At 61.2% G+C, this 19,499-nt stretch carries 17 protein-coding genes and 2 pseudogenes; 7 read left to right on the top strand and 12 right to left on the bottom strand.

Annotated elements, in window-relative coordinates:
* A pseudogene (locus X744_RS142810) lies at positions 1-281 on the top strand (protein-L-isoaspartate O-methyltransferase); the annotation flags it as partial.
* A 521-nt stretch (positions 282-802) separates the two neighbouring features.
* On the opposite strand, the gene X744_RS1000000175585 reads toward X744_RS142810, so the two are convergent.
* The 6 genes from X744_RS1000000175585 to X744_RS142825 form a co-directional block, all read right to left on the bottom strand.
* A complete protein-coding gene (locus X744_RS1000000175585) occupies positions 803-988 on the bottom strand; it encodes a DUF3303 family protein (RefSeq protein WP_245266843.1) in 186 nt (61 codons plus the stop codon).
* A complete protein-coding gene (locus X744_RS0138450) occupies positions 939-2,009 on the bottom strand; it encodes a DUF1194 domain-containing protein (protein ID WP_050589601.1) in 1,071 nt (356 codons plus the stop codon). Before X744_RS0138450 ends, X744_RS1000000175585 begins: the two co-directional genes overlap by 50 nt.
* An 823-nt stretch (positions 2,010-2,832) precedes the next feature.
* A complete protein-coding gene (locus X744_RS142815; RefSeq protein ID WP_023762442.1) occupies positions 2,833-3,210 on the bottom strand; it encodes a hypothetical protein in 378 nt (125 codons plus the stop codon).
* Between the two features lie 103 nt (positions 3,211-3,313).
* Positions 3,314-3,733, bottom strand: a complete 420-nt coding sequence (locus X744_RS142820) for a DUF4440 domain-containing protein (protein WP_023762441.1) — start codon at positions 3,731-3,733, stop codon at positions 3,314-3,316.
* An 18-nt stretch (positions 3,734-3,751) separates the two neighbouring features.
* On the bottom strand, positions 3,752-4,663 hold the full coding sequence (locus tag X744_RS03360; protein WP_348626180.1) for a DUF1194 domain-containing protein: 912 nt from the start codon (positions 4,661-4,663) through the stop codon (positions 3,752-3,754).
* Positions 4,647-5,630, bottom strand: a complete 984-nt coding sequence (locus X744_RS142825) for an EamA family transporter (RefSeq protein ID WP_023762439.1) — start codon at positions 5,628-5,630, stop codon at positions 4,647-4,649. Before X744_RS142825 ends, X744_RS03360 begins: the two co-directional genes overlap by 17 nt.
* Positions 5,631-6,094: 464 nt before the next feature.
* Between X744_RS142825 and X744_RS0138440 the strand changes: the two genes are divergently transcribed.
* The 5 genes and pseudogenes from X744_RS0138440 to X744_RS142845 all read left to right on the top strand — a co-directional run bounded on the left by X744_RS0138440 (position 6,095) and on the right by X744_RS142845 (position 9,598).
* Positions 6,095-6,436, top strand: a complete 342-nt coding sequence (locus X744_RS0138440) for a hypothetical protein (protein ID WP_031261189.1) — start codon at positions 6,095-6,097, stop codon at positions 6,434-6,436.
* Complete coding sequence (locus X744_RS142830; RefSeq protein WP_023762438.1) at positions 6,433-7,575, top strand: helix-turn-helix transcriptional regulator; 1,143 nt, start codon at positions 6,433-6,435, stop codon at positions 7,573-7,575. The genes X744_RS0138440 and X744_RS142830 overlap by 4 nt, the downstream gene beginning before the upstream one ends.
* Before the next feature lie 101 nt (positions 7,576-7,676).
* A complete protein-coding gene (locus tag X744_RS142835) occupies positions 7,677-8,093 on the top strand; it encodes a hypothetical protein (protein WP_156938634.1) in 417 nt (138 codons plus the stop codon).
* Positions 8,090-9,042: pseudogene (locus X744_RS1000000172815) on the top strand (IS481 family transposase). Before X744_RS142835 ends, X744_RS1000000172815 begins: the two are co-directional and overlap by 4 nt.
* Positions 9,043-9,094: 52 nt before the next feature.
* Positions 9,095-9,598, top strand: coding sequence for a hypothetical protein (locus X744_RS142845; RefSeq protein ID WP_156938633.1), 504 nt, complete (start codon positions 9,095-9,097; stop codon positions 9,596-9,598).
* A 10-nt stretch (positions 9,599-9,608) separates the two neighbouring features.
* Here the strand turns inward: X744_RS142845 and X744_RS142850 are convergent, their stop codons facing one another.
* Positions 9,609-10,121: an OmpA family protein gene (locus tag X744_RS142850; RefSeq protein WP_023762433.1), complete on the bottom strand. Its 513-nt coding sequence runs from the start codon at positions 10,119-10,121 to the stop codon at positions 9,609-9,611.
* A gap of 10 nt (positions 10,122-10,131) precedes the next feature.
* Positions 10,132-10,791, bottom strand: a complete 660-nt coding sequence (locus X744_RS142855) for a L,D-transpeptidase (RefSeq protein WP_031261187.1) — start codon at positions 10,789-10,791, stop codon at positions 10,132-10,134.
* A gap of 285 nt (positions 10,792-11,076) precedes the next feature.
* On the opposite strand from X744_RS142855, the gene X744_RS142860 reads away from it, so the two are divergent.
* On the top strand, positions 11,077-13,005 hold the full coding sequence (locus X744_RS142860; protein ID WP_031261186.1) for an adenylate/guanylate cyclase domain-containing protein: 1,929 nt from the start codon (positions 11,077-11,079) through the stop codon (positions 13,003-13,005).
* Between the two features lie 456 nt (positions 13,006-13,461).
* Here X744_RS142860 and X744_RS1000000175580 read toward each other — a convergent pair whose 3' ends face one another.
* The 4 genes from X744_RS1000000175580 to X744_RS142875 all read right to left on the bottom strand — a co-directional run bounded on the left by X744_RS1000000175580 (position 13,462) and on the right by X744_RS142875 (position 19,334).
* Complete coding sequence (locus X744_RS1000000175580) at positions 13,462-13,806, bottom strand: hypothetical protein (RefSeq protein WP_084025712.1); 345 nt, start codon at positions 13,804-13,806, stop codon at positions 13,462-13,464.
* A 432-nt stretch (positions 13,807-14,238) separates the two neighbouring features.
* A complete protein-coding gene (locus X744_RS142865; RefSeq protein WP_023762430.1) occupies positions 14,239-15,762 on the bottom strand; it encodes a winged helix-turn-helix domain-containing protein in 1,524 nt (507 codons plus the stop codon).
* A gap of 630 nt (positions 15,763-16,392) precedes the next feature.
* Positions 16,393-18,330, bottom strand: a complete 1,938-nt coding sequence (locus X744_RS142870) for an adenylate/guanylate cyclase domain-containing protein (RefSeq protein ID WP_031261184.1) — start codon at positions 18,328-18,330, stop codon at positions 16,393-16,395.
* A gap of 296 nt (positions 18,331-18,626) precedes the next feature.
* Positions 18,627-19,334 carry a helix-turn-helix domain-containing protein gene (locus tag X744_RS142875; protein WP_023762428.1) on the bottom strand — a complete coding sequence of 236 codons (708 nt, stop codon included), beginning with the start codon at positions 19,332-19,334 and terminating at the stop codon, positions 18,627-18,629.
* Between the last annotated feature and the right edge of the window lie 165 nt (positions 19,335-19,499).

Here is a 19,499-nt window from a genome sequence, read left to right as displayed (position 1 = left end):
CCCTGCTGCAGGGCCTTGGCTTCTCGAATGTCGCCATTCGTGTCGGAGACGGGTCTCGCGGCTGGCCCGAGCACGCCCCATTCGACAAGATCCTGGTTAGCGTGGCGGCTGAGCGGACGCCGCCGGCTTTGCTGAACCAGCTCAAGCCAGGGGGACGTCTGGTTCTGCCTTTGGCGTCTGAAGACGCACAGTTTCTGACTGTCATCGACAAGGACGTGGCAGGGCAACTCAAGACTCGGAAACTCATCCCCGTTCGATTCAGCCGGCTCGAAACCGTCTAATGAGGACCGCGCAACTGACGCGACCGCGCTTTCCGACCGTCAACCGGATGCCAGCCTTCCGCATTTCTTCGCCCGTGGTGAACGCCAAGAAACGATCCGTCTCGGCCAGCGGCGACAGGCAGCTGATTGGGCGCCAGGATGTGACATGGCGGATCGATTGCAAACTTTCTGGTTACCGGCCCAGTGGCAAAGAACGCTCGACCATTTTCGGAGGGGTGCTTTGCCATTTGCCGGTGACTGTGATTGCTGCGCGGCGGAAGCCGAACGCGCTAAAGCGAAATGGTCTACTGACACCGAGTAGGCGTTGAGGACAAACTCAGACGAGTTGCGCTAACTCGGTTGGTCCGAGCTTGCAGAATCCCATGTCCGAAATGACGGGCAGGATGCGAATGCTCCACCTCGCGAAGGAAGTTCATCCCGCCATTTGATAGCTTCCATCTCGACGCGGACCGCGTCCTGAACGTCGATGACCTGATGCACTTCGAATTGGAACGCCGGGCAGATCGAACACATTTTGTGCATTAGCAGCGGGTCATCTGCCTCGGCATGCTGCCACCCCATTCGCCAACCCGCACCACGAAGGCATGTACCTTGATTTCGCTGGGTATTTCCCAGTGCTGAAAGATCTTCAGGATGCGCTTTTGGACGTTCTCGTATTCAATCGCCGATCCCTGTGGCCGCTCGTTCCAATTTACGAGGTATTTCATAATCTCCTCCCTCAATCTCGTGTGACATCATCGGCTTTGTTCGGTTTCTTGTCTGTTGGAGCCGTCGGTCCTCGTCTGTTGCCGCTCCACGTGCGCGAAGGAACAATCGGGTCGGGTCAAGTGCCGGTTTTGACGCCGCAAAATCGAACGCCGTAGACATCACCGCTCCCGCAGGGTGTCGCCGCTGATAGGTCTCGATCTGTTGCAGACCGCCCGCGCGGCCGACAAGACCGGGACAAGCCCCGCTTGAGAGGAATGCCACTTCTCTCGCTAGCTTGTATGTGATTGCCTGCCGAAATTCTGCGGCGTTGTTGGCGGTAACCATGAAGGAGCCCGGTCCTCCGATAACGTGCCGCTCGTAATATTCCGGAATAGTTTCGCCAAGTTCAACGTCGTAACCAATTGGCAGGCCGTTGATCACGATCGCTTTCTGAAGCGCTCTCCGGCGGCTATCCTCTATTGGAGGTCCGTCATTGTTCGTTCCGTCACCGGAGATGTCGATGACCCTGCGCGACGCCCTGAGGGGTAGTTTGTCGAAGGCGTCGGCCGATACGTCGATGGCGTATGAGATCGAAGTTTTCGAACCGTGCGGACCGGCGCGTTGCCGTTCGGACTTCTTTCGAATGGCGTGCGCGATGAAAGACGCGTCATGCGCATCGGACAGGATCGCCCAATCCAATCGTGTCTCCGAAGTGCCCGCGCTCGACCATTCGAGGTAGGTGACGGCGACCTTGCCTTGTGGACCCTCCTTGATCACCTCCAGCACGTCGGCCGATTCCAAAGCGGATGCATAGCCCTCGCGCTCCAAAGCTGCCTCGCTCTGGCTGATGGATCCCGACATATCGGCCGCGAGGACGATAGCGACGTCGACTTCATCGGCTGATGGCATGAGAAGCCACTTCTCGTGAGTCTCGCAGGGGCAAGGCTTCTCGACATGAGAAACATCAGGCGCGGGCTGGCCCACGATCAGTGGAACTGTGCTCAACAGTCCCATGCCAAGAACTGCAGACAAGGATTGCATCTCAATTATCCTTGGGCAGACCGTCCGGTCTTCCGAGACCGTTGACTCCCACGAGCGCGTCGATTCGAGGCACTGTTCCTAGAAAGCCTTTGCCAATTGGTCTGTGAGCGGCTTCGCCTTCCCGAGGGCGCAACGCCCTTCAGCTTCTCGCTCAAAGGATAGCCCTTCGTAGGGACTGCTCATGACCCATTTGGGTCATGAGCAGAAAAAAGGCGCGCCGGAGAATTCGGACCTCACAGTGCAGGACGAATCCAAGAGCGGCGCACGGAAAACTCAGGCGCCGGTCTATGCCGCTAGGATTTCGCTCGAGAGGACTGATGCGGGCGCTGGGTTACTGTTGACGCAATTGGCGCCGCCTTCACGGAGACGGCGTTTCCGATGGAATGCCGCGATGGAGGCGGTGACTGAACTTACAGGGAGCGCCGGCACAGGCCACCTGCGGGGCCTACCGCACAGCGTTTCTATGCCGGGAGCCCGGTTGGATCGGTGATCAGCGGAAAGCTTTCCAACTCGATCGGCTCCGCGAGCGCCGCTCTGAACCTCGACGCTGTCGTGCTCCTGATTTGCCCTATGTTTCTTCCGCGGTATCGTTGCTGGCCAGAATCGGCTGGCTGTTTCATCGATATAGCGCGAGAACACCGAGCCAAGGATAAGCGTGCCACCCCAACTATGGGCCGGACGGACTGCGCCCCGAGTTCGGTTGTTCAAGTCGATATCGGCCGGGCTTCATTGTTGACGCTCTTGCTGCCATTTCCCGGTGTCAGGTCGGCCTATCCCGCGCCCCGCCAGCGGCCGCAGGCCACACAGTCGGGACCCAGCCCAGTCAGGCCGAAATGATCGCCCACAGCTGCGTCACCCCCATCGCGAGAACGAGGATGACGGTTACTCCGATGAACAGCGCCGTAGGTATCTGCTTCAGGTGAGCGCCGAAGCGGCTGCCCGAGAAGTCGTCGACCGCATCGTCCAGCATCGCCTTTAAGTCATCCATGGCGGCCTTGGCTGCCAAGACCCCATAAACCGTGATTGCGACCACAATCGTCGCGAGCGCGAACCTGGCGGCTAATCCCGCTGATGGTGCGTACGCCAGTATCGCGAATATAGTCGCGATACTGGCGAAAAAAACGATAGCATAGGTCTGCGTCAGATGGGCAAGCCGCGCCGCCGCCGCCGCCAGGTATTGATCAACGGTGAGTTTCGCCATGTGCTCCTCCGGCAGGTGACTCGGTACCGAGCTGCAAATGTACCCCACGAAATTGGCGAGGGTCTCTGATTGGCCATGAGGCGCCCGCCATCCAAGGCTACCTTCATTTCCCGGGATCGAAGTTCCATATGTCCCGGTAGAGTTTCCAGCCGCCGTCCGGTCCTTTCTTCCAGACCACCACATACTTGCCGGCGGCATCCACCAGCTTCGAATCCTTGCCCGGTGCCTTGAGGGAGAAAGTCCCGGACTCGTATGCAAGATCTCGGCATTNATCCACCAGCTTCGAATCCTTGCCCGGTGCCTTGAGGGAGAAAGTCCCGGACTCGTATGCAAGATCTCGGCATTCCTGGACTTCAAGCGTGGTGAGCGCGAGCTCCGATATGCCCATATCGATCGCGCCCTGCCATAGCTTCTGGATATTCTGGCGGCCGTCGACCCGCGCCATATCTGGCGGGAATGCGGCCGCATCATCCGCGTACTTCGACGCGACCCCGGCTGCATCCTTACTGTTGTATGCCTTCACGAACTCGGCACAATCATTTCATCCTCCCGTGTTCCAGTCTCTAGTTACTCGCTGTTTGTATGTTATCACGTTCATACCGATCTCGATGACCAGCTTGCGGCGAAGGGCAGCTGCGTAATCGCGCGGCCCCGTCAGCGATATGGCGAAAGCTTGGGAGCCGCCGATGACGGACCGGGCGAAGTAGGTTGCCAGTGGTTGCTTGGGATCCTCCTCGTCCGGCGGAATCGCTATCGCGTTGATCGTGTATCCCTTGTCAATGGCGTTCTGCCTGCTCGGCTGAACGGGAAGCCCGTCGTTGTTCTCGCCGTTGGAGGAGATGTCGATCACCTTCCTCATCGCGTTTCCCGGAAACCGATCAAGCAGAAGGCTTCCAACGTCGATGGCCGCCGAAACCGATGTTCCGCCCCGGCCGCGACGGATATAGCCGGTGTCGCCGCTCGTTCTGATCACCGCCGCGGCTGCCTTGGCATCTTCCAATCCGCAGATACGGGTCCAGGGCAGCACGGTGCGAGCGTGGCCGACGCTTGACCATTCAAAATATGCCACGCCGATGCAGCCAAGGTAGTTGTCGGAGATGGCGCCGATGATCTCGGGCGAGGTGAGTGCTGCGGCATGGCCCTCGCGTTGCAGGTCGGCGGTCCTGGGGTCGATCGACGACGAGAAATCCACGGCGAACACGACCGCGACGTCTACATTCAGCATCGCCCCATCGACGTTGGCACTATGTGCCGTCGGACACCAAAACGCCGCGGCTGTGAGGGTTGCCAGTCTCAGCAATGAATTGGCCCGCTGTCCCGGGTCTGAGTGAGACCTGGACCTCGAATCCTGATGATGGCGCCCGACCATGTTACCCAGCTCCAAGACAGACCGTTTTCGACGCGCCCGACCACGGCTGGCAGGATTAGTGAGGGCGTTACCGGGAAGGGTCATGGAATGCCTCCTCGTGACCTGGATTGGCGGTGGCAGGAGTGCCCCAGCCCCCCGGGGCGGCTCCAAAGGCGTCGAGAGCGCTGGGGTCAGTTCGCAAGGGCAGGCGTGCCATCGGCATGCGGTTCGACATCGCGACCGAAAGGATCGAGCCGAGAATGATCGCGGCGCCCAACGCGCCGACGGCAGAAGACCGCTCGCCGAGGAAGATCGCCGCAGCCATGGCGCCGAAGACGCTTTCGGCGCTGACGATCACTGCGGCATGGCTGGCGGAGGTGAAGCGCAGGGCGGCAATCAGTATGCCGAAGGCGAGCGCGGTGGAGAAAACCCCGAGCACCAAGAGTTCGGGGGCAGCTTCGGAAGCCGCTGTGAATGAGAGGTTGCCGTGCACCGCCCCGAGCGGAAGGGCGAAGGCTGCTACGCCGAGGAACTGTGCGGCCGCGGCCGTGAGCGGACGCGCATGGGCCTGCATGTGTCGGCCAAGCTCGACCGTCCAGAGCGCATAGCAGCCGGCCGACAGGATGGCGGTGAGATCGCCGCCGCTGAAACCGGCGATCCCGCCTGACAGAAGCAGGCAGCCGATCACGGTCGATCCGGCGGCGAGTATGAGACCCGCCGTTGGACGTTCGCCGGTGAGCAGCCAGGCGGCCAGCGGCGTGATCACCGTTGCCGTGCTGATCAGGAAGCTTGCATTCGTGACTGTGGCGCCGAGATAGCAGAGCTGCTGGAGCACGATGGAGACGGCAAACAGCGCGACCACCCGGACCAGACTGGAAAAAAGGCCGGCGCCGGCAGGCACTCGCCGTTCGGTCAGGACGAAGGGTAGCACAAGCAGTCCGCCAATCAGGCAGCGCAGGCCAACGGCGCTCAGCGCATCGAGGTGATCGAGCACGGTCTTTTGCGCCACATTCCCGAAGCCCCACAGAGCGGCGGCGAACAGGAGAAGCAAGTTGGCCGTGAGCTTCGACATTCGCCGCCCCCCGGAGCCCAACCTGGGCTAGGTTCAGTAGTCTCGGCAAAGCTTCTGTTGTTGGGCCGGATGTCGTCAGAGCAGCCAACATGACGCTCAGCTTCTCGTCCCGGCCGACTAATAGAGGAGGATACTCCCCCGACAGAATGGCTCATGACCCAAACGGGTCATGAGTGGAAAAAGACCCGGCGCTGAAGTTAACTTCAGTAAGTCGCCCGCCGGAAATGGAGCGGCCTAAACCGAATAAAGGCATGTAAAAGCTGGACAGAAAAATAAAAAAGGCGCAACCTTCAAATACTTAATGGGGGTTGAGGGGACAACCCCTGAGTAGTATTGGCCAAATTATCAACTGAAAGTGGCTACCCGTTCTGGATAGTGGCTACCGATTCTGGATACGAATTGGGGATTTTCGGTGGATTATTTGCCGTAGCGCCATAGGCAACAGTCTGTGGGGGAGGTGTTTTGTGTCTCCAGCGTTCGATTTTGCTGTCATCCAAGACTGTCAGGTCGAAGCAGCGCTTGATCCGACCCGGCGGGATAAAGCGATGGAGCGGGCAGCGAAGGCCACCGCAGGCCTCGGCGCGTTGCCTTTCGGTGTCCACGATCTTTTGCCGATCCTGCCGCGCGCACGCTCGGCGTCTCGCGCAATTGAGACTCATGCCAATGGCTGGCGGATTGAAACCGATGGGCGTTCCCGCGAGTCCCGGTCCCGAAACGCCGATTTGAGCCTATCCGCAAAGATACGGACCCGGGCAATCGGTCACCTCACGATGATCGCAAGGAAATTCGCGAAGGTGTGGCCATGAAACAGGAGCGGGTAAACAAGGCCGTCGACGCCTGCTACGAGGCGATCCTGACTCCCGAGACCTGGCCTGACGCCCTTCACGGACTGGCGCGCTCGCTCGACGCCGCGTGCGTTATGTTCTATCCGCGCAACCCCGACAGCAGCAGCAATGATCCTCGGAGTCCCAATCGGTCGCTGCTCGAAATGCCGGCCTCGCACGACTACCGAGACCTCTTGCAGGAGTATATTAAGAACAACTGGTTCCTCAACCACTACCGGGCCGAACGAGGACTGCCCCTGCTTGACGCGGGCAGAACCGTGGTCATCGAAGACGACCTGTCCACGAAAGAGGACCGAAGGCGCCTTCGGCAATACAACGAACTCTACCTGCCTTTCGGATTTCCCGGCTTCGCGATGATTGGCTGCAATGTCGAGGGCGCGCCATGGGCCGTGCCGATGCTGAAAGGCCAGGGTCAGGGCCAGTTCACGCGGGATGACGCGCGATATCTGGAGACGCTGGTTTCCCATTTTCGGCGGCTGATCGCACTGTCCGAGCGCCTGGTCTCCTCGCGGGGCAAGGTCAGCCTCAACGTCCTCGACATCTCGAGCGCCGCGTTCCTCCTGGACTGGCGCGGCCGGGTGGCGCAGCTCAATTCAAGGGCAAGCCAGCTGCTGCACGCGGGGCTCTCGATCACCAACGGGCACCTCCACGCCATGCATCACGAGAGCGACATCGCCCTCCAGCGCGTCGTCGGAATCGCCACGCGGACGCGTTCGTCTACGGCGTTGAAGGATATTGGACCGGTCGCCCTCGCCAGGCCTGGCAGCCGCCCGCTGCTCGTCGACGTGCTGCCCAGCATCGGGATCATAGCCGATGCGTTCCAGTATGCGAGCGCCATACTCATCGTGTCGGACCTCGACGAAAGACCTCTGCATTCCACGGACCGGCTGCGAAACGCCTTCCGATTAACGGCAGCAGAAGGGCGCGTCGCAAGCCTCTTGAGCGCCGGGCACGATATTGGGACGATCGCGGACACGCTGAAGCTTGCGCGCGAGACGGTTCGCAATCAACTGAAGAGCATATTTTCCAAGACCGAGACCAGCCGACAGGCGGAACTGATGTCTGTGATGTCCAGGATCTATCCCAACCACCCGGGGTGACGGTCCGACCGAACGGAGACCCTAGATCTGCCGATGGCACTCTTTGAGGAAGGAAGTCCGTGGGTACTCCCCGACTTAGGTGCAACGCTAGAATGAGCCGATTGGGGATCGAGGACGGTATCATCGACCGTATCTATGAGGCGGCGATCATTTCGGAGCTGTGGCCGGAAGTACTCGACAATCTAAGCCATGCAATCAGTTCTGCAGGAGGCATTCTGTTTACCGCCAGTGCCGGTGAGATCCGCTGGACCAGTTCTCCCGGCACCGCGGAGTTCATGCGCGCATTTGTTGACGGCGGTTGGGACAAGCGCAATTCGCGGGCGACGCGCTTAGCCCCCATGAAATACCCTGGGTTCGTGCACGACCTCGACATCTTCACCAGAGAAGAGGTCGACCGCGACCCGTTCTACACTGAACTCTGTCGCCCTAAGTGTGAGCTTTCAGAGGGTTGTCCATTCGGACCGGACCGAGGAGACTGGAGTTACCAAGCTGCAGCACTCGCCGGAGGGTCCGAATGAACATCCACAAGAATGCCCGTCTCACGCCGCTGCGTCGAGAGGAGATGGCGCTGTCGGTCATTGAGGGGCGTCTTTCCCAAGCCGATGCGGCGCGCACCTACGGCGTGTCGGCCCAGATCGTGGCGCGCTGGGTCGAGCGCTACAAGGCCGAGGGCAGCAAAGGCATGATCGATCGTTCCTCGCGACCTGCCCGTATGCCACAGGCCACCGCCACGTCGATCGCCGAGCGTATCGTGGCGCTGCGGCGGCAGCGTTGGACCGGCAGTCACATCGCCATGGAGGTCGGCGTCTCGCCCGCCACCGTCAGCCGGGTTCTCAAGCGCGCCGGGCTGTCGCGGCTCAAGGATATCGAGCCGGCCGAACCGGTCCGGCGCTACGAGCGCGAGCACCCCGGCGAGATGATCCACATCGACATCAAGAAGCTCGGCCGCTTCAGCCAGGTCGGCCATCGCATCACCGGCGATCCGCAAAAGGGCAAGTCGCGTGGCGCCGGCTGGGAGTTCGTCCATGCTGCATCGACGACGCTTCGCGCATCGCCTTCTCGCAAATCCTGCCCGACGAGAAAAAAGAAAGCGCCATCGCCTTCCTCAAGGCGGCGGTTGCCTACTACGCCAGCCTCGGCGTCGCGATCGCCCGCGTCATGACCGACAACGGCGCCTGCTACAGGTCGAAGGCCTTCGCCAAGGCCTGCCGCGATCTCGGCCTCAAGCACGTCACGACAAGGCCCTATACGCCCAAGACCAACGGCAAGGCCGAGCGCTTCATCCAGACCGCGCTCCGGGAGTGGGCCTACGCCATTGCCTATCCGACATCCGACCACCGCGCCGCCGAACTGCCGGTCTGGCTGCACAGATATAATTGGCATCGCCCCCACGGCAGCCTAAAGTCAAAACCGCCCATCAGTCGCCTCGCCTTAACCGAGGACAACCTGTTGAGGCTCCACACCTAAGGGAGTAGGCTGGGCGGCGGGGACCATCATCGATGTCCCCAACGGTGACATGATGGTCTACAGTTTCGACCGTGCCGTCGAGGCCGGACCGTATGACCGCTCCGCTATTGATTTCCTGGACAGCTTGAGGCCGCATCTGGCGCGTGCGGGCATTATGGCGGCCAGGCTTCACTTGGAACGTGCGAAATCAGCCGTCGATACACTTGCCGCAGTCGGATTGCCGGCGGCGGTGCTCCGCGCGGACGGGCGCGTGGTCGCTGCAAACGGGTTGCTTGAGGATCTGACCCAGCACGTGATCATTAGCGCATTCGACCGCGTACATCTTGTCAGCAAAAGAGCAAACGCGTTGTTGGCCGATGGCTTAAGTCACATTGACGAACTGCCTTCGATCGGCGTCTTGTCTTTCGCATCGCTCGGGCTTAACGAGGAAAAAGCGGTGATGCACCTGCTCCCCCTCCGTCGCGCCGCCCATGATATTTTCAACGGTGCAGCCTGCATCGCCCTCGTTACACCGGTCGGCAAGCTCAATCCGCCGGCGGAGGCGCTCCTTTGGTGACAAGCAGCCCCTACGACTCGTCCCTCTCATCGCGCAAATTAGACACAACGCGGCGGTTCTGCGACCTGCAGGCGGCGTCGCGGCAGTCGCGGACGAGCCTGTCCTTGCCGTAGCCCTTGGCCCACATGCGGTTGCGGTCTATGCCGCCGGCGGCGAGGTAGTCCATCACCGCATCGGCGCGCTGCTTCGACAGCGCCGTTTCACTTGCGCCTGGATCGTCGGCGAAACCCTGCAGCTTGAGCAGCCAGCGCGGATGCTTTGCTAACCAGGCGATCTGGGTGTCAAGGGTGGCCTTGGCGACAGAATCGAGCGCGGCCGAACCTTGCGTGAAATAGGTGCGGCGGCCGACATTGAGGATAAAATCCTCCTCGCTGCCCGGCTGCACGTTCTGGAAACCGGCAATCTCGGTGTTGGTGACGTCGGGGGTAGGAGGGGCCAGCGTGTTGCTGGTCGAGCAGGATGCGGCCAGCACCAGCAGGCCGGCGGCGAGCAGCCGGCGTGTGGTTTCAATCATGCTGTTCATGATGCGCCAATCATTCGACAGTGGTGGAAGCGGGCGCCTGGTCGGCGATGTGCGGTAGGACCTCCACTGCGGTGCCGATCGGGCACCGCTGGTAGAGGTCGATGATGTCTTCCGGGAACATGCGGATGCAGCCGCTGGAAGCGTCGGTGCCGATGCTCCATGGCTCCAGCGTGCCATGCAGGCGGTAGCCGATGTCGGCGCCGTCGCGGTACAGATAGAGCGCGCGCGGCCCGAGCGGATTGTTGGACGCGCCGCCTGCGACCATGGGCGGCAGGTCCGGCTTGCGCTTACGCATTTCGGGGGGCGGGACCCATTGCGGCCACAGCGCACGGCGGTCGATCGTCGCGCGGCCGTACCATTTGAAGCCGTCCTTGCCGACGCCGACGCCGTAGCGGATGGCGGTCTTGTTTTCCATGATGAGGTAGAGGAAGTGGTGGCGGGTATCGACCACGACGGTGCCGACCGGCTCGCTGCTGAAATACTTGACGATCTGGCGATGCCATCTCTTGTCGATCTTGGCGAAATTGGTCTTGCGATAGACAAAATTGTTGTCGCTGGCGGCACCGGCGAAAAAGGATTTTGCCGTCGCGGCTTGAACAATATTGCCAGTTGCACCGACCGCGACCAGCGCCAGGCCGCCGAGCACGACACCCCTGCGTGATAAAACCATCGGCAATCCCCCATGCCGTAAGCCTGACGGACCATAGTCGAGAATTATTTCGCCTCAAAGTGGAAAATGCTGCAGTTGGGGCCGGAAGCGGACTGTCAGCTTTCAGGATGACTGGGCAAGAAAGCCGACCCTTGCGTGCGTAGTGCGGACCGCTTTGCGCCAGAAGCGACCTTTCCGACCAACTGGGGCTAATGGACGACTTCCTGGCTATAGCAGGGCGGGCCTCTCGTCAGGGCGCTGGGTTAGGTGTACCATTTTAGCTATGTTGGGTCCGGGGGCCGGATGATGATCGTCCCTCCATTGAACCGGAAACTGTTGGCGATCCTGGCGGCCGATATGGTCGGCTACTCAAGCGCGATGGAAGCCGACGAGGCGGGCACCATCGCGCGGCTGAGGGCCATTCGCGCCGAACTGACCGATCCCGTGATTGCCCGGCATCAGGGCCGCATCGTCAAGCTGATAGGCGACGGCGCGCTCGTCGCCTTCGACAGCGTGGTTGACGCGGTAATATGTGCCGCGGAGATCCAGCAGGCAGCTGCGAAGCGTAATGCCGGCCTGCTGGCGGCAGAGCGGATCGTGTTTCGCCTCGGGATCAATCTGGGCGATGTGGCACTGGTGGATGGCGATGTCTATGGCGACGGCGTCAACGTGGCAGCTCGCCTGGAGCAGCTGGCCGAGCCGGGCGGCGTGATGGTGTCGGGCACGGCATACGATCATCTCCAGGGCAAACTCGACTGGCCGCTCGATTTCGCCGGCGAGCAGCAGGTCAAAAACATCAGCCGCCCAGTGCGGATGTACCGGCTGAGACTCGACGGCAAACGGGCGCGCCGCCCGCTTGCCGGAATGATGCCGCGCTGGACCAGGACGGCTGCGGCGGCCATCGTGGTGCTGGCTCTGGCGAGTGGAGGGACCTGGTGGTTCTTTCAGCCTGCACCACTGGGGGCCAAGCCGTCGGTCGCGGTGCTGCCCTTCAACAACTTTGGCGGCGACGAGGCCACCGGGCGCTTGGCCGATGGCCTCACCGAGGACATCATCACCGATCTCGCGCAGTTTCCCGAACTCGACGTCGTGGCACGCAATTCGACGCAAGCGTACAAAGGCAAGTCGGTGGATGTCCGCCAGGTCGCGAGTGCGCTCGACGTCGGCTATGTGCTGGAAGGCTCGATCCAGCGCCAGGGCGGTCGGCTGCGGATCACCGCGCAGTTGATCGATGCAAAAACCGGCAACCATCTGTGGTCGGAGCGATGGGACCGGCCTGCTGAAGACGTATTCGCCGTGCAAACCGAGATCGCCGAGCAGGTCACCAACCGTCTCGGCAACGGCGTGGGGCTAATACAGGGAGCGGGGCGGGCTGCAGCGAAGCGTAAACGGCCGGACAACTTGACTGTCTATGACTACTATCTGCTCGGAACCGAAAGGATTGAAAAGATTACCGCAGCGGATGAGGAGGAGGCCATCAGGCTGCTCAATCTTGCTGTCAAACTGGACCCGGAGTTCGCCCGCGCCTGGGTGGAACTTTATCATGCTCATAACATATTGGCTGGCTTCGGTATCAATCCCGAGAGCGAGATCAAGGCGGCTGCCGATGTAGCCGAACGCGCGGTGCGGCTCGATCCGAGCGACGCCGAGGCGCACGCCGTTTTTGGCATGAGCCTCAAAGACAAGGGCGACAACGCCCGCGCCAAGGTCGAGTTGGACACGGCCCTCCGCCTCGCTCCCGGTTCGGCCGAAATCCTGACATTCTATTCCGGCTTTGCGTCAGGCTTCGACGAACCCGAACGCGGCGCTCAGTTGGTCGACCAAGTTATACGGCTCGACCCGAATTACCCGATGTGGGCAACTGCTTTCTACTCCACTGCCTATTTTATGGCTGGCCGCTATGAGGACGCCTTGAAGATGCTGGAACGCAAGACGCCCGATAACTACGGCAAATGGGAATGGGTGATGCGTAGCAGCTCCCTCGCGGCACTGGGTCGAACCGATGAGGCGAATGCTTCGGTCAGGGAAACTCTCAAGCACTACTCGGATTTGACCGTCGAGGGCATGGTCAATGAATTCAGCTTGAGCAAGACGGAGCGCGGTCGTTTCATCGAGACAATGCCGCTCGCCGGCTTCCCGCTTTGCGCCAAGCCCGGAGCGCTGGCAAAACTCGCCAAACCTGTGCGGCTGCCGGAATGCGAGGCGGGGGAGGCGCAGCCTCTTGGGCAGCCATAGAACCAGCTCGGCGCAAAGGGGAGACGTGAGTCGCTGATCGCGCCGGTATTGGCGGCCCGCTGTCGCCGTGATGACGCATATGGTTGTGACGCCGGGCGAAGCTCCCGCTAGCGAACGAAGAAACTTAGTATGTCCGGAATTGGGCCGACCGCGGACCGGCAGCTTCTAGGCTGCAGACGTTAGCAAGCCGACATTCCGGGCTCCGCGAAATGCTCGGCCTGCGACCTCCCAACTGTAGGTCTAGTCGGCACTCCGGGCCGGCGCGAGACAACCACATCAGCAAAGCGTCCGAGCGTGGCGAGCATGTAGCGAACGCCGAAATCCCCCGTGGCCTAGCCCTTGGTCTTCCCGATGCTGCGTTGGATCGCCAAACGACTGCATGACTTAGAAAAAGTCCATATTACCCTTAGGAGCGCCTTCCGCGGGCGCCATAGGATGCGTCCGATGCCTCGCAAATCAAAATCCGTCGGGAGGAGCAAAGAAGCAGTTTGCGTGATCTTCGGTTGGGTGCAAGCAAATGTGAAAATGGCTGTCTCCGGACGGAATGGTGTCGCCATACGGAATTCGGAAAAAGTGTTGCCTTGTGACGAGGTGATGGTCGCCCGGATTGAGCAGCACTCTGAAACCATCAGGGCCGGTGCTCACACTGGTATTCGGAATTTCTTGGCAATCGCCTCTCTCTTGGTCGCCTCCGCAGCAAGCAGGTGGATAGGTCCATCCCGATTCGGTGTCGTGGGCGCCAGCGCCATTCCAGCAAGACAGCATCGCTAGGGTAGCTGAGAAACACCAAGCGCGATTCATCTGTCGTGTTCCGGCGGACAGCAGGTGGCAAATCCGCCGGCAAGTGTGAGCGAAGTCCTGCCGGATGTAACGAAAGGACTCCGATCAAAGGGCGATATTTTCCCGATCGGCGTCTTCGTCTGGCCCGTTTCGGTAGAAGAGCGTTTGCTACCAACCATATCGTCTCCAAGGAAGACCTGATGNCGGCGTCTTCGTCTGGCCCGTTTCGGTAGAAGAGCGTTTGCTACCAACCATATCGTCTCCAAGGAAGACCTGATGCGCGCGGTTTGGGGAGGAGGCGTCGTCACCGAGGAGAGCCTCGTTCAAATGCGTGACCGACATTCGCCAAGCATCGGGAGACAACGACCACCCGCTGTTAAAGACAGTGCCGAAACGCGGCTATGTCTTAGTGCGTCGGGCGACCTGCGCGCGGTTCGGTCAGCGCTGGCTGGCTCATTCAGGAAGCCCTGCCGTTCGCAAGGCTGTTGCCAGTGCGTCCATCAAGTACGGCCGGAACAGGTTAGTTCGCACGTAGCCGCCGACCGAGAAATTCGGCGCCACCTCGATCAGTCGTGTTGCCGCAGAGTGCGCGGCTTCGACATTGCCAAGGCCGACGTGGCTGGCCGCCAAATAGGCGTACGGGATGCTGAAGCCGGGATTGGCCCGGACCGCCAGAGCGGCGTATCTGGCCGCGTCGGCAAAGGCGCCGGCAAAAAGGTGGGTCAGGGCTAGTGCGCAGTAGGGATGGTAGCTCAGTGGATCGTCGAGCGGGCTCAGCCGCAGCGCCTTGTGCGCATGTTCCACCGACCGCTGGTGTCGCTCACTGTGGGCACTGACCAAAGCGCTGAAGCCAAAGGCTAAGGCCGAATTGTGGTTCAATGCGAGGGCCCGGTCGAGCACCTCAACGGCGGCGTCGTAGTCCCGGGTGAGGTTGGCGCGGACGAACGCGCCGATGCTCATCGCCTGCGGGTCGTCGCTGTTGATGCCTAACGCAATGTCGGCGTGGTTGAGTGCGGCCGCCTTGTCTGCGGGATCCAAACCGTTGCGGAGGTAGCGCTGCTCGTGACACCATGCGGCGTAGCCATGCGCAGCGACATAGTCCGGCTGAAGCTCGATCGCGCGCGCCAGCAGTTGCAGGGCCTTGTCGGTCTCGACGGGCGTGTTCGCATGCGCGTGCGGCAGGGCCCGAAGGTAGAGATCGTACGCGTCCAGACTTTCGGGCCGCTTGCGGCGCGCGCGGTCGATCTCCGCACGACGGACACTCGGTTCGATCGAGCCCACGATCTGCTCGGTCAACTGATCCTGGAGATCGAACACGTCCGTTGCCGCGCCCTCGAACCTGTCGGCCCAGATATGAGTGGCCGATGCGCCGTCGACAAGCTGGGCATTCAACCTCAGTCTCCCCCCGGACTGCCGCAAGCTGCCCTGCAGCAGGTAGCGAACGCGCAGTTCAGCGGCGATTGTGCGTGGATCGGCTTTCTCGCCCCTGAAGTCGAAGGAGGAATTGCGTGCGATGACGAACAGGCCCGGGATCTTCGAGAGGTTGGTGATGATGTCCTCGACCAGGCCATCGGCGAAGTAGTGAGGCTCGTCGCCGCTCATGGTGGCGAACGGCAGCACGGCGATCGAAGGGCCGCCGAGCGCACTCTCGTCGCCACGCTCCAGCGACAGGCGGTAGCCCCGTCGCGAGACGGTGGCCAAGACCGCATGCCGTTGGTCGCCGAGCGCTCGCCGGATCTCGTGGATGCATTGAACGAGACTGTCGTCGGTAACGGCGGCGCTTCCCCAGACGGCTTCAAGCAGCTCGGCCTTGCTGACCAGCCTGTTCGCGTTCTGGACGAGGTGGCGAAGGACCGCATAGGCCTGCGGCCTGAGGGCGATTGCGTCGCCATCAACAAGACGGAGCGTCTCGCCTTCCAGGTCAACGACAACCTTGTCGTTGAGGACAAGGGCGGCAGTTGCTGGCGAACCGACCATGACGATCCCCACGTGTGACGGATTCCGTCGCCTAGCATACACGAGGACTTCGCCGACGGCTCTCCATCCTTTCAGGGCTCTGGCCGGCGCAATTTCGGCAAACGATCGGAACTCGCCCGTTACTCGGACGAGGGTCGTCGCAACGAAGCACGACCGCGCAGGAGGGAATAAACGATGTCTCCCACCCGATCTTGTCCGGTCGCTCCGCGATCGCGCGTGACGCTCCTGGTAGCCGCCATTTGCGGTTCGGTGCTTCCCAAGGTCGACCGCGGCGGGTGAGTGTGATTTTTTATGGAATGAGGGCCCCGTTTTGGAGTGCGCCCCTGAAACCCTTGATAAGACCCCTCTCGCCCCAGTCGCTAGCAAGAATCATTTGGCACGGCAGCTTTGGAGAAGTTTCATTGGTGCCTGGATGACCGATAATGCGGCGCATCGCCGCCAGGCAGCATTTGGGGCCGAAAGCCGAAGGGCCGCTTCCGGGACGTGGGGAGAGAGCCGACCTTCGCGTCCAACAATAGCGCGGGCTGCTTCGCGCCAGCTCTACCCCTTCGCCGACCTGCCTCGAACCCGGACCGACGGCGATCGCGCTTTGGGCGGGGCGGAGCGGCTTCATGCCGACTACGCGCTAGATCAGCCCGATGCCGCCTTGGCGCGCTCTGCATCGCACGATTTCATGTGGATCATGTTGGGGTTGCCTTTGAGCTCCGCCGCGGTCGCGCAGGCCCGGAGTCCGGCCTTCCGTGCGCCTTCTGCAACCAGCTCTGAATTGTGCCCGGGGGCGATTGACCACTTGGTCACAAACTTCTCTGCGGTCCACCCGGGGTCTTGTTTGAGCACCTCCTCAGCTACTTTCTTCGCCTCGTTCGGCTGGTTCAGGTAACCATACAGCATCGCAGTAAATGATATCTCATTGAGCGAAGGGTTTTGGTAAAGCGTTACATACTTAAGCGATTTATCAAACTGTTCGCTAAAAAAGTACGACCAGTAAAGACTAATATTATACCAGTTTGGGTAGTAAGGATTTAGCAAAATAGCTCGTTCCGAGAGGCGAACGGCCCGTGCGGTATCTTCTTGATTAATATTCATGGCAATCAGCGCAAGAGTGTCGGCGTCGTTTGGCGCGAGGGATTCCGCCTTGTCAAACTCGACAAGGGCTTGCGCCCCCTCACCATTCCAGGCGAGGGCCTGGCCGAGTGCGCCATGGGCCTTGTTGCTGTTGGGATCGAGCTCCACGGCTTTTCGGGCAGCCTCCAACTGCTTTGACAGTGCCTGTTCAGGAGAAACAGCAAACCCATAGCCAAACATGTAGCTATAGACGTAGGCTAAACCGACGTAGGCCCGTGCCATCTGCGGATCGAGGTCTATGGCCTTGTGGAACAGCTTCTCTGCTTCGATCAACCCATCCTTGGTGATACCTCCCACCGGGGTGAAGGCCATCTGGTCGGCCATCAAAAGGGTGTCATAAGCCGTCAGACTATTGGGTGGCTTGTGCTGGGCGAGTTTCAATTGCGATTTGCGAATGACACCGACTTGTGACCCCAAGGTATTTGCGATCTTCGCAGTGACGTCGCTCTGCACCGCGAAGATATCCTCGCCGGATCGGTCGTAGCGCTCGGACCAAAGGTCGGCGCCTGTGGCAGCGTCGACAAGCTGCGCCGTGATGCGAACGCGATCGCCGTTCGCCTGCAAGCCACCCGTGAGAACATACCTCACGCCCAGATCGGCGCCGACCTGGCGGACGTCCACGGCCTTGCCCTTGTAAACGTCGGTCGAGTGGCGTGCGATGACGAGAACATGGTCCGATTGGGACAGGTCGGTGATGATGTCTTCCGTAATCCCGTCAGCGATCCGATCCCATTTGGGGTCCTTGCCGAGGTTGTCGAACGGCAGGACGGCAATCGACGCGTAATCGACAGCCACACCCGATGATTTCCACCAGCCCTGGATGCCAAGAACTGCACCGAGGGCTACCGCCACAACTGCAGCCAACCTCGCCAGTATTAGCCATCTGTCGCGCAAGCGCCGAGCCTTGAGCAGGCGGCGCCGAGGCTGCCCATGCAGATTCACCCGGTAGACCGGCACAGGTTCGGCGATGTTCTTCACGCGCTGCTCGCCCATGGCCTCGAAGGCGAAGGCAAGCTTCTTCTCCACTTCCTTGGCCACCTTGCCGGACACGTAGATGCCGCCAGGCTCCGCGATCTGCTCCAGGCGCGCAGCTATGTTGACTCCTTCGCCGAAGCGGTCGTCGCCCTCGACGATCACCTCGCCCAGATTGACGCCGATACGCACCTGGAAGCGCTGATCCTCGGGAACGGCCGCATTGCGCTCTGCGAGGCCTCCTTGAAGCGCCACGGCGCATTCGACGGCGTCCATGACGCTAGAGAACTCTGCCAGCAGACCGTCGCCCATGAGCTTGAAGATATGGCCATGGTGGCGGGCGATCTCGGGTTCGAACAGTCCCTTACGGCCCGCCTTGACACGCTCGAACGTGCCCTGTTCGTCCTGCTCCATCAGTGCGGAGTAGCCAACGACGTCCGCGGCGAGAATTGCAGCAAGCTTACGGTCCATGACCGTCCTCCCATGCTCGGGCGCATCACACTGCACGACTGATCAGTACCACAAGCTTGGGAAAAGCGCATTGGGGACGCCGACTTCACCCACCCATCAGCCGGTGAGCACGCGAGATCGATCAAAATCGCGGCAAGCCGACATCGAGTGGATTTCTCCGCCATGTCGAGCATGCGGTTCGTTAGCCTCACCCTGCGGTGACGAGGATGCCGCGTGGGTGGTCCAGTCCGGCCAGCGCGCTCTGGGGGGCCGAATGCGGACTGGCGGCTTTCAGTGCGCAACAATGGCAATGGCTTTCAAGAAAGCTGGACGATTCCCTCAAGCGCCGCATATACCGAAGTTCGCAGCCAACGATCCATGCCGCGGGCAAGGCCGGGGTCGCCGCTCAGGAAAAGGCCACCCCTTTCTTTCTCACGCTCGATGCTGGAGCGGCCCTCCAGGATGGCCCCCAGCGAAACAACGCTGGTCTCGACGTAAAGATCGACGTCCCGGCGGGGGTCGAGCGAGCATAGCTCGGGCAAGTCCGCGCCTGGCTCGACCACAAACCAGTAATGGGGAGACTTCGGGGGGGGGTCGTCGCGGAAATGGAAGCGGATGACGGCGCGCCGCCGCGGCAGTTCAGCGAGGTCGATCTTTCGCCGCACGGCCCACATGAGGGTCGAAACATCCACGTCGCCGAGAGCGATTTCCGCCTCGATGTTGCATTGCGCCCATTCCGCCAGCGCATTCATCGCCGGCTCGAGCTTGATTGACTTCTCTGTGCGGAAATAGCCGATGGTGCCCGTCGCCCCGTCCTCGACGCGCTCGACCAGGCCCAACGCTTCCATCTCCTTGAGCCGCCTAGACAAGAGGGCGGACGAGACGTTGCCCACCCCCTTGCGAATGTCATTGAAGCGGGTCGAGCCGTTCCAGAGCTCGGTCAGGATTTGGATCGTCCAGCGCGGCTCCAGGAACTCGCAGGCGCGCGAGATCGGGCAGACCAATCCGTAAGGCCGTCGCGTCATGGCTGAGCGCTCCCTGCCGCAGGTTAGGCCTTGCGGAGGTCTAAGGCCAGTTCACAATCGGAAGCGGTACGCTTCCGAAGCTGCCCTGGCGCCTTCCCGCCTTCTGCCGTCATGGTGGTTGTCATTCGAGCATCCCCGATCAACGGAGGTTACCATGACCTGGCG

The organism is Mesorhizobium sp. LNHC252B00, from assembly GCF_000502955.1.
Classification (GTDB): domain Bacteria; phylum Pseudomonadota; class Alphaproteobacteria; order Rhizobiales; family Rhizobiaceae; genus Mesorhizobium.
The sequence above is the reverse complement of the archived record's forward strand: the minus strand, read 5'-3'. Positions and strand labels throughout refer to the sequence as shown.

Bases quoted from the DNA above. Each gene is read 5' to 3' on its own strand.
- X744_RS142845 (WP_156938633.1), top strand. From the start codon at position 9,095: ATGGTCTACAGTTTCGACCGTGCCGTCGAGGCCGGACCGTATGACCGC.
- X744_RS0138450 (WP_050589601.1), bottom strand. From the start codon at position 2,009: ATGCAATCCTTGTCTGCAGTTCTTGGCATGGGACTGTTGAGCACAGTT.
- X744_RS03360 (WP_348626180.1), bottom strand. From the start codon at position 4,663: ATGACCCTTCCCGGTAACGCCCTCACTAATCCTGCCAGCCGTGGTCGG.
- X744_RS142825 (WP_023762439.1), bottom strand. From the start codon at position 5,630: ATGTCGAAGCTCACGGCCAACTTGCTTCTCCTGTTCGCCGCCGCTCTG.
- X744_RS142815 (WP_023762442.1), bottom strand. From the start codon at position 3,210: ATGGCGAAACTCACCGTTGATCAATACCTGGCGGCGGCGGCGGCGCGG.
- X744_RS1000000175580 (WP_084025712.1), bottom strand. From the start codon at position 13,806: ATGAATCGCGCTTGGTGTTTCTCAGCTACCCTAGCGATGCTGTCTTGC.
- X744_RS142875 (WP_023762428.1), bottom strand. From the start codon at position 19,334: ATGACGCGACGGCCTTACGGATTGGTCTGCCCGATCTCGCGCGCCTGC.
- X744_RS142865 (WP_023762430.1), bottom strand. From the start codon at position 15,762: ATGGTCGGTTCGCCAGCAACTGCCGCCCTTGTCCTCAACGACAAGGTT.
- X744_RS142850 (WP_023762433.1), bottom strand. From the start codon at position 10,121: ATGAACAGCATGATTGAAACCACACGCCGGCTGCTCGCCGCCGGCCTG.
- X744_RS1000000175585 (WP_245266843.1), bottom strand. From the start codon at position 988: ATGAAATACCTCGTAAATTGGAACGAGCGGCCACAGGGATCGGCGATT.
- X744_RS142830 (WP_023762438.1), top strand. From the start codon at position 6,433: ATGAAACAGGAGCGGGTAAACAAGGCCGTCGACGCCTGCTACGAGGCG.
- X744_RS142855 (WP_031261187.1), bottom strand. From the start codon at position 10,791: ATGGTTTTATCACGCAGGGGTGTCGTGCTCGGCGGCCTGGCGCTGGTC.
- X744_RS142870 (WP_031261184.1), bottom strand. From the start codon at position 18,330: ATGGACCGTAAGCTTGCTGCAATTCTCGCCGCGGACGTCGTTGGCTAC.
- X744_RS142860 (WP_031261186.1), top strand. From the start codon at position 11,077: ATGATCGTCCCTCCATTGAACCGGAAACTGTTGGCGATCCTGGCGGCC.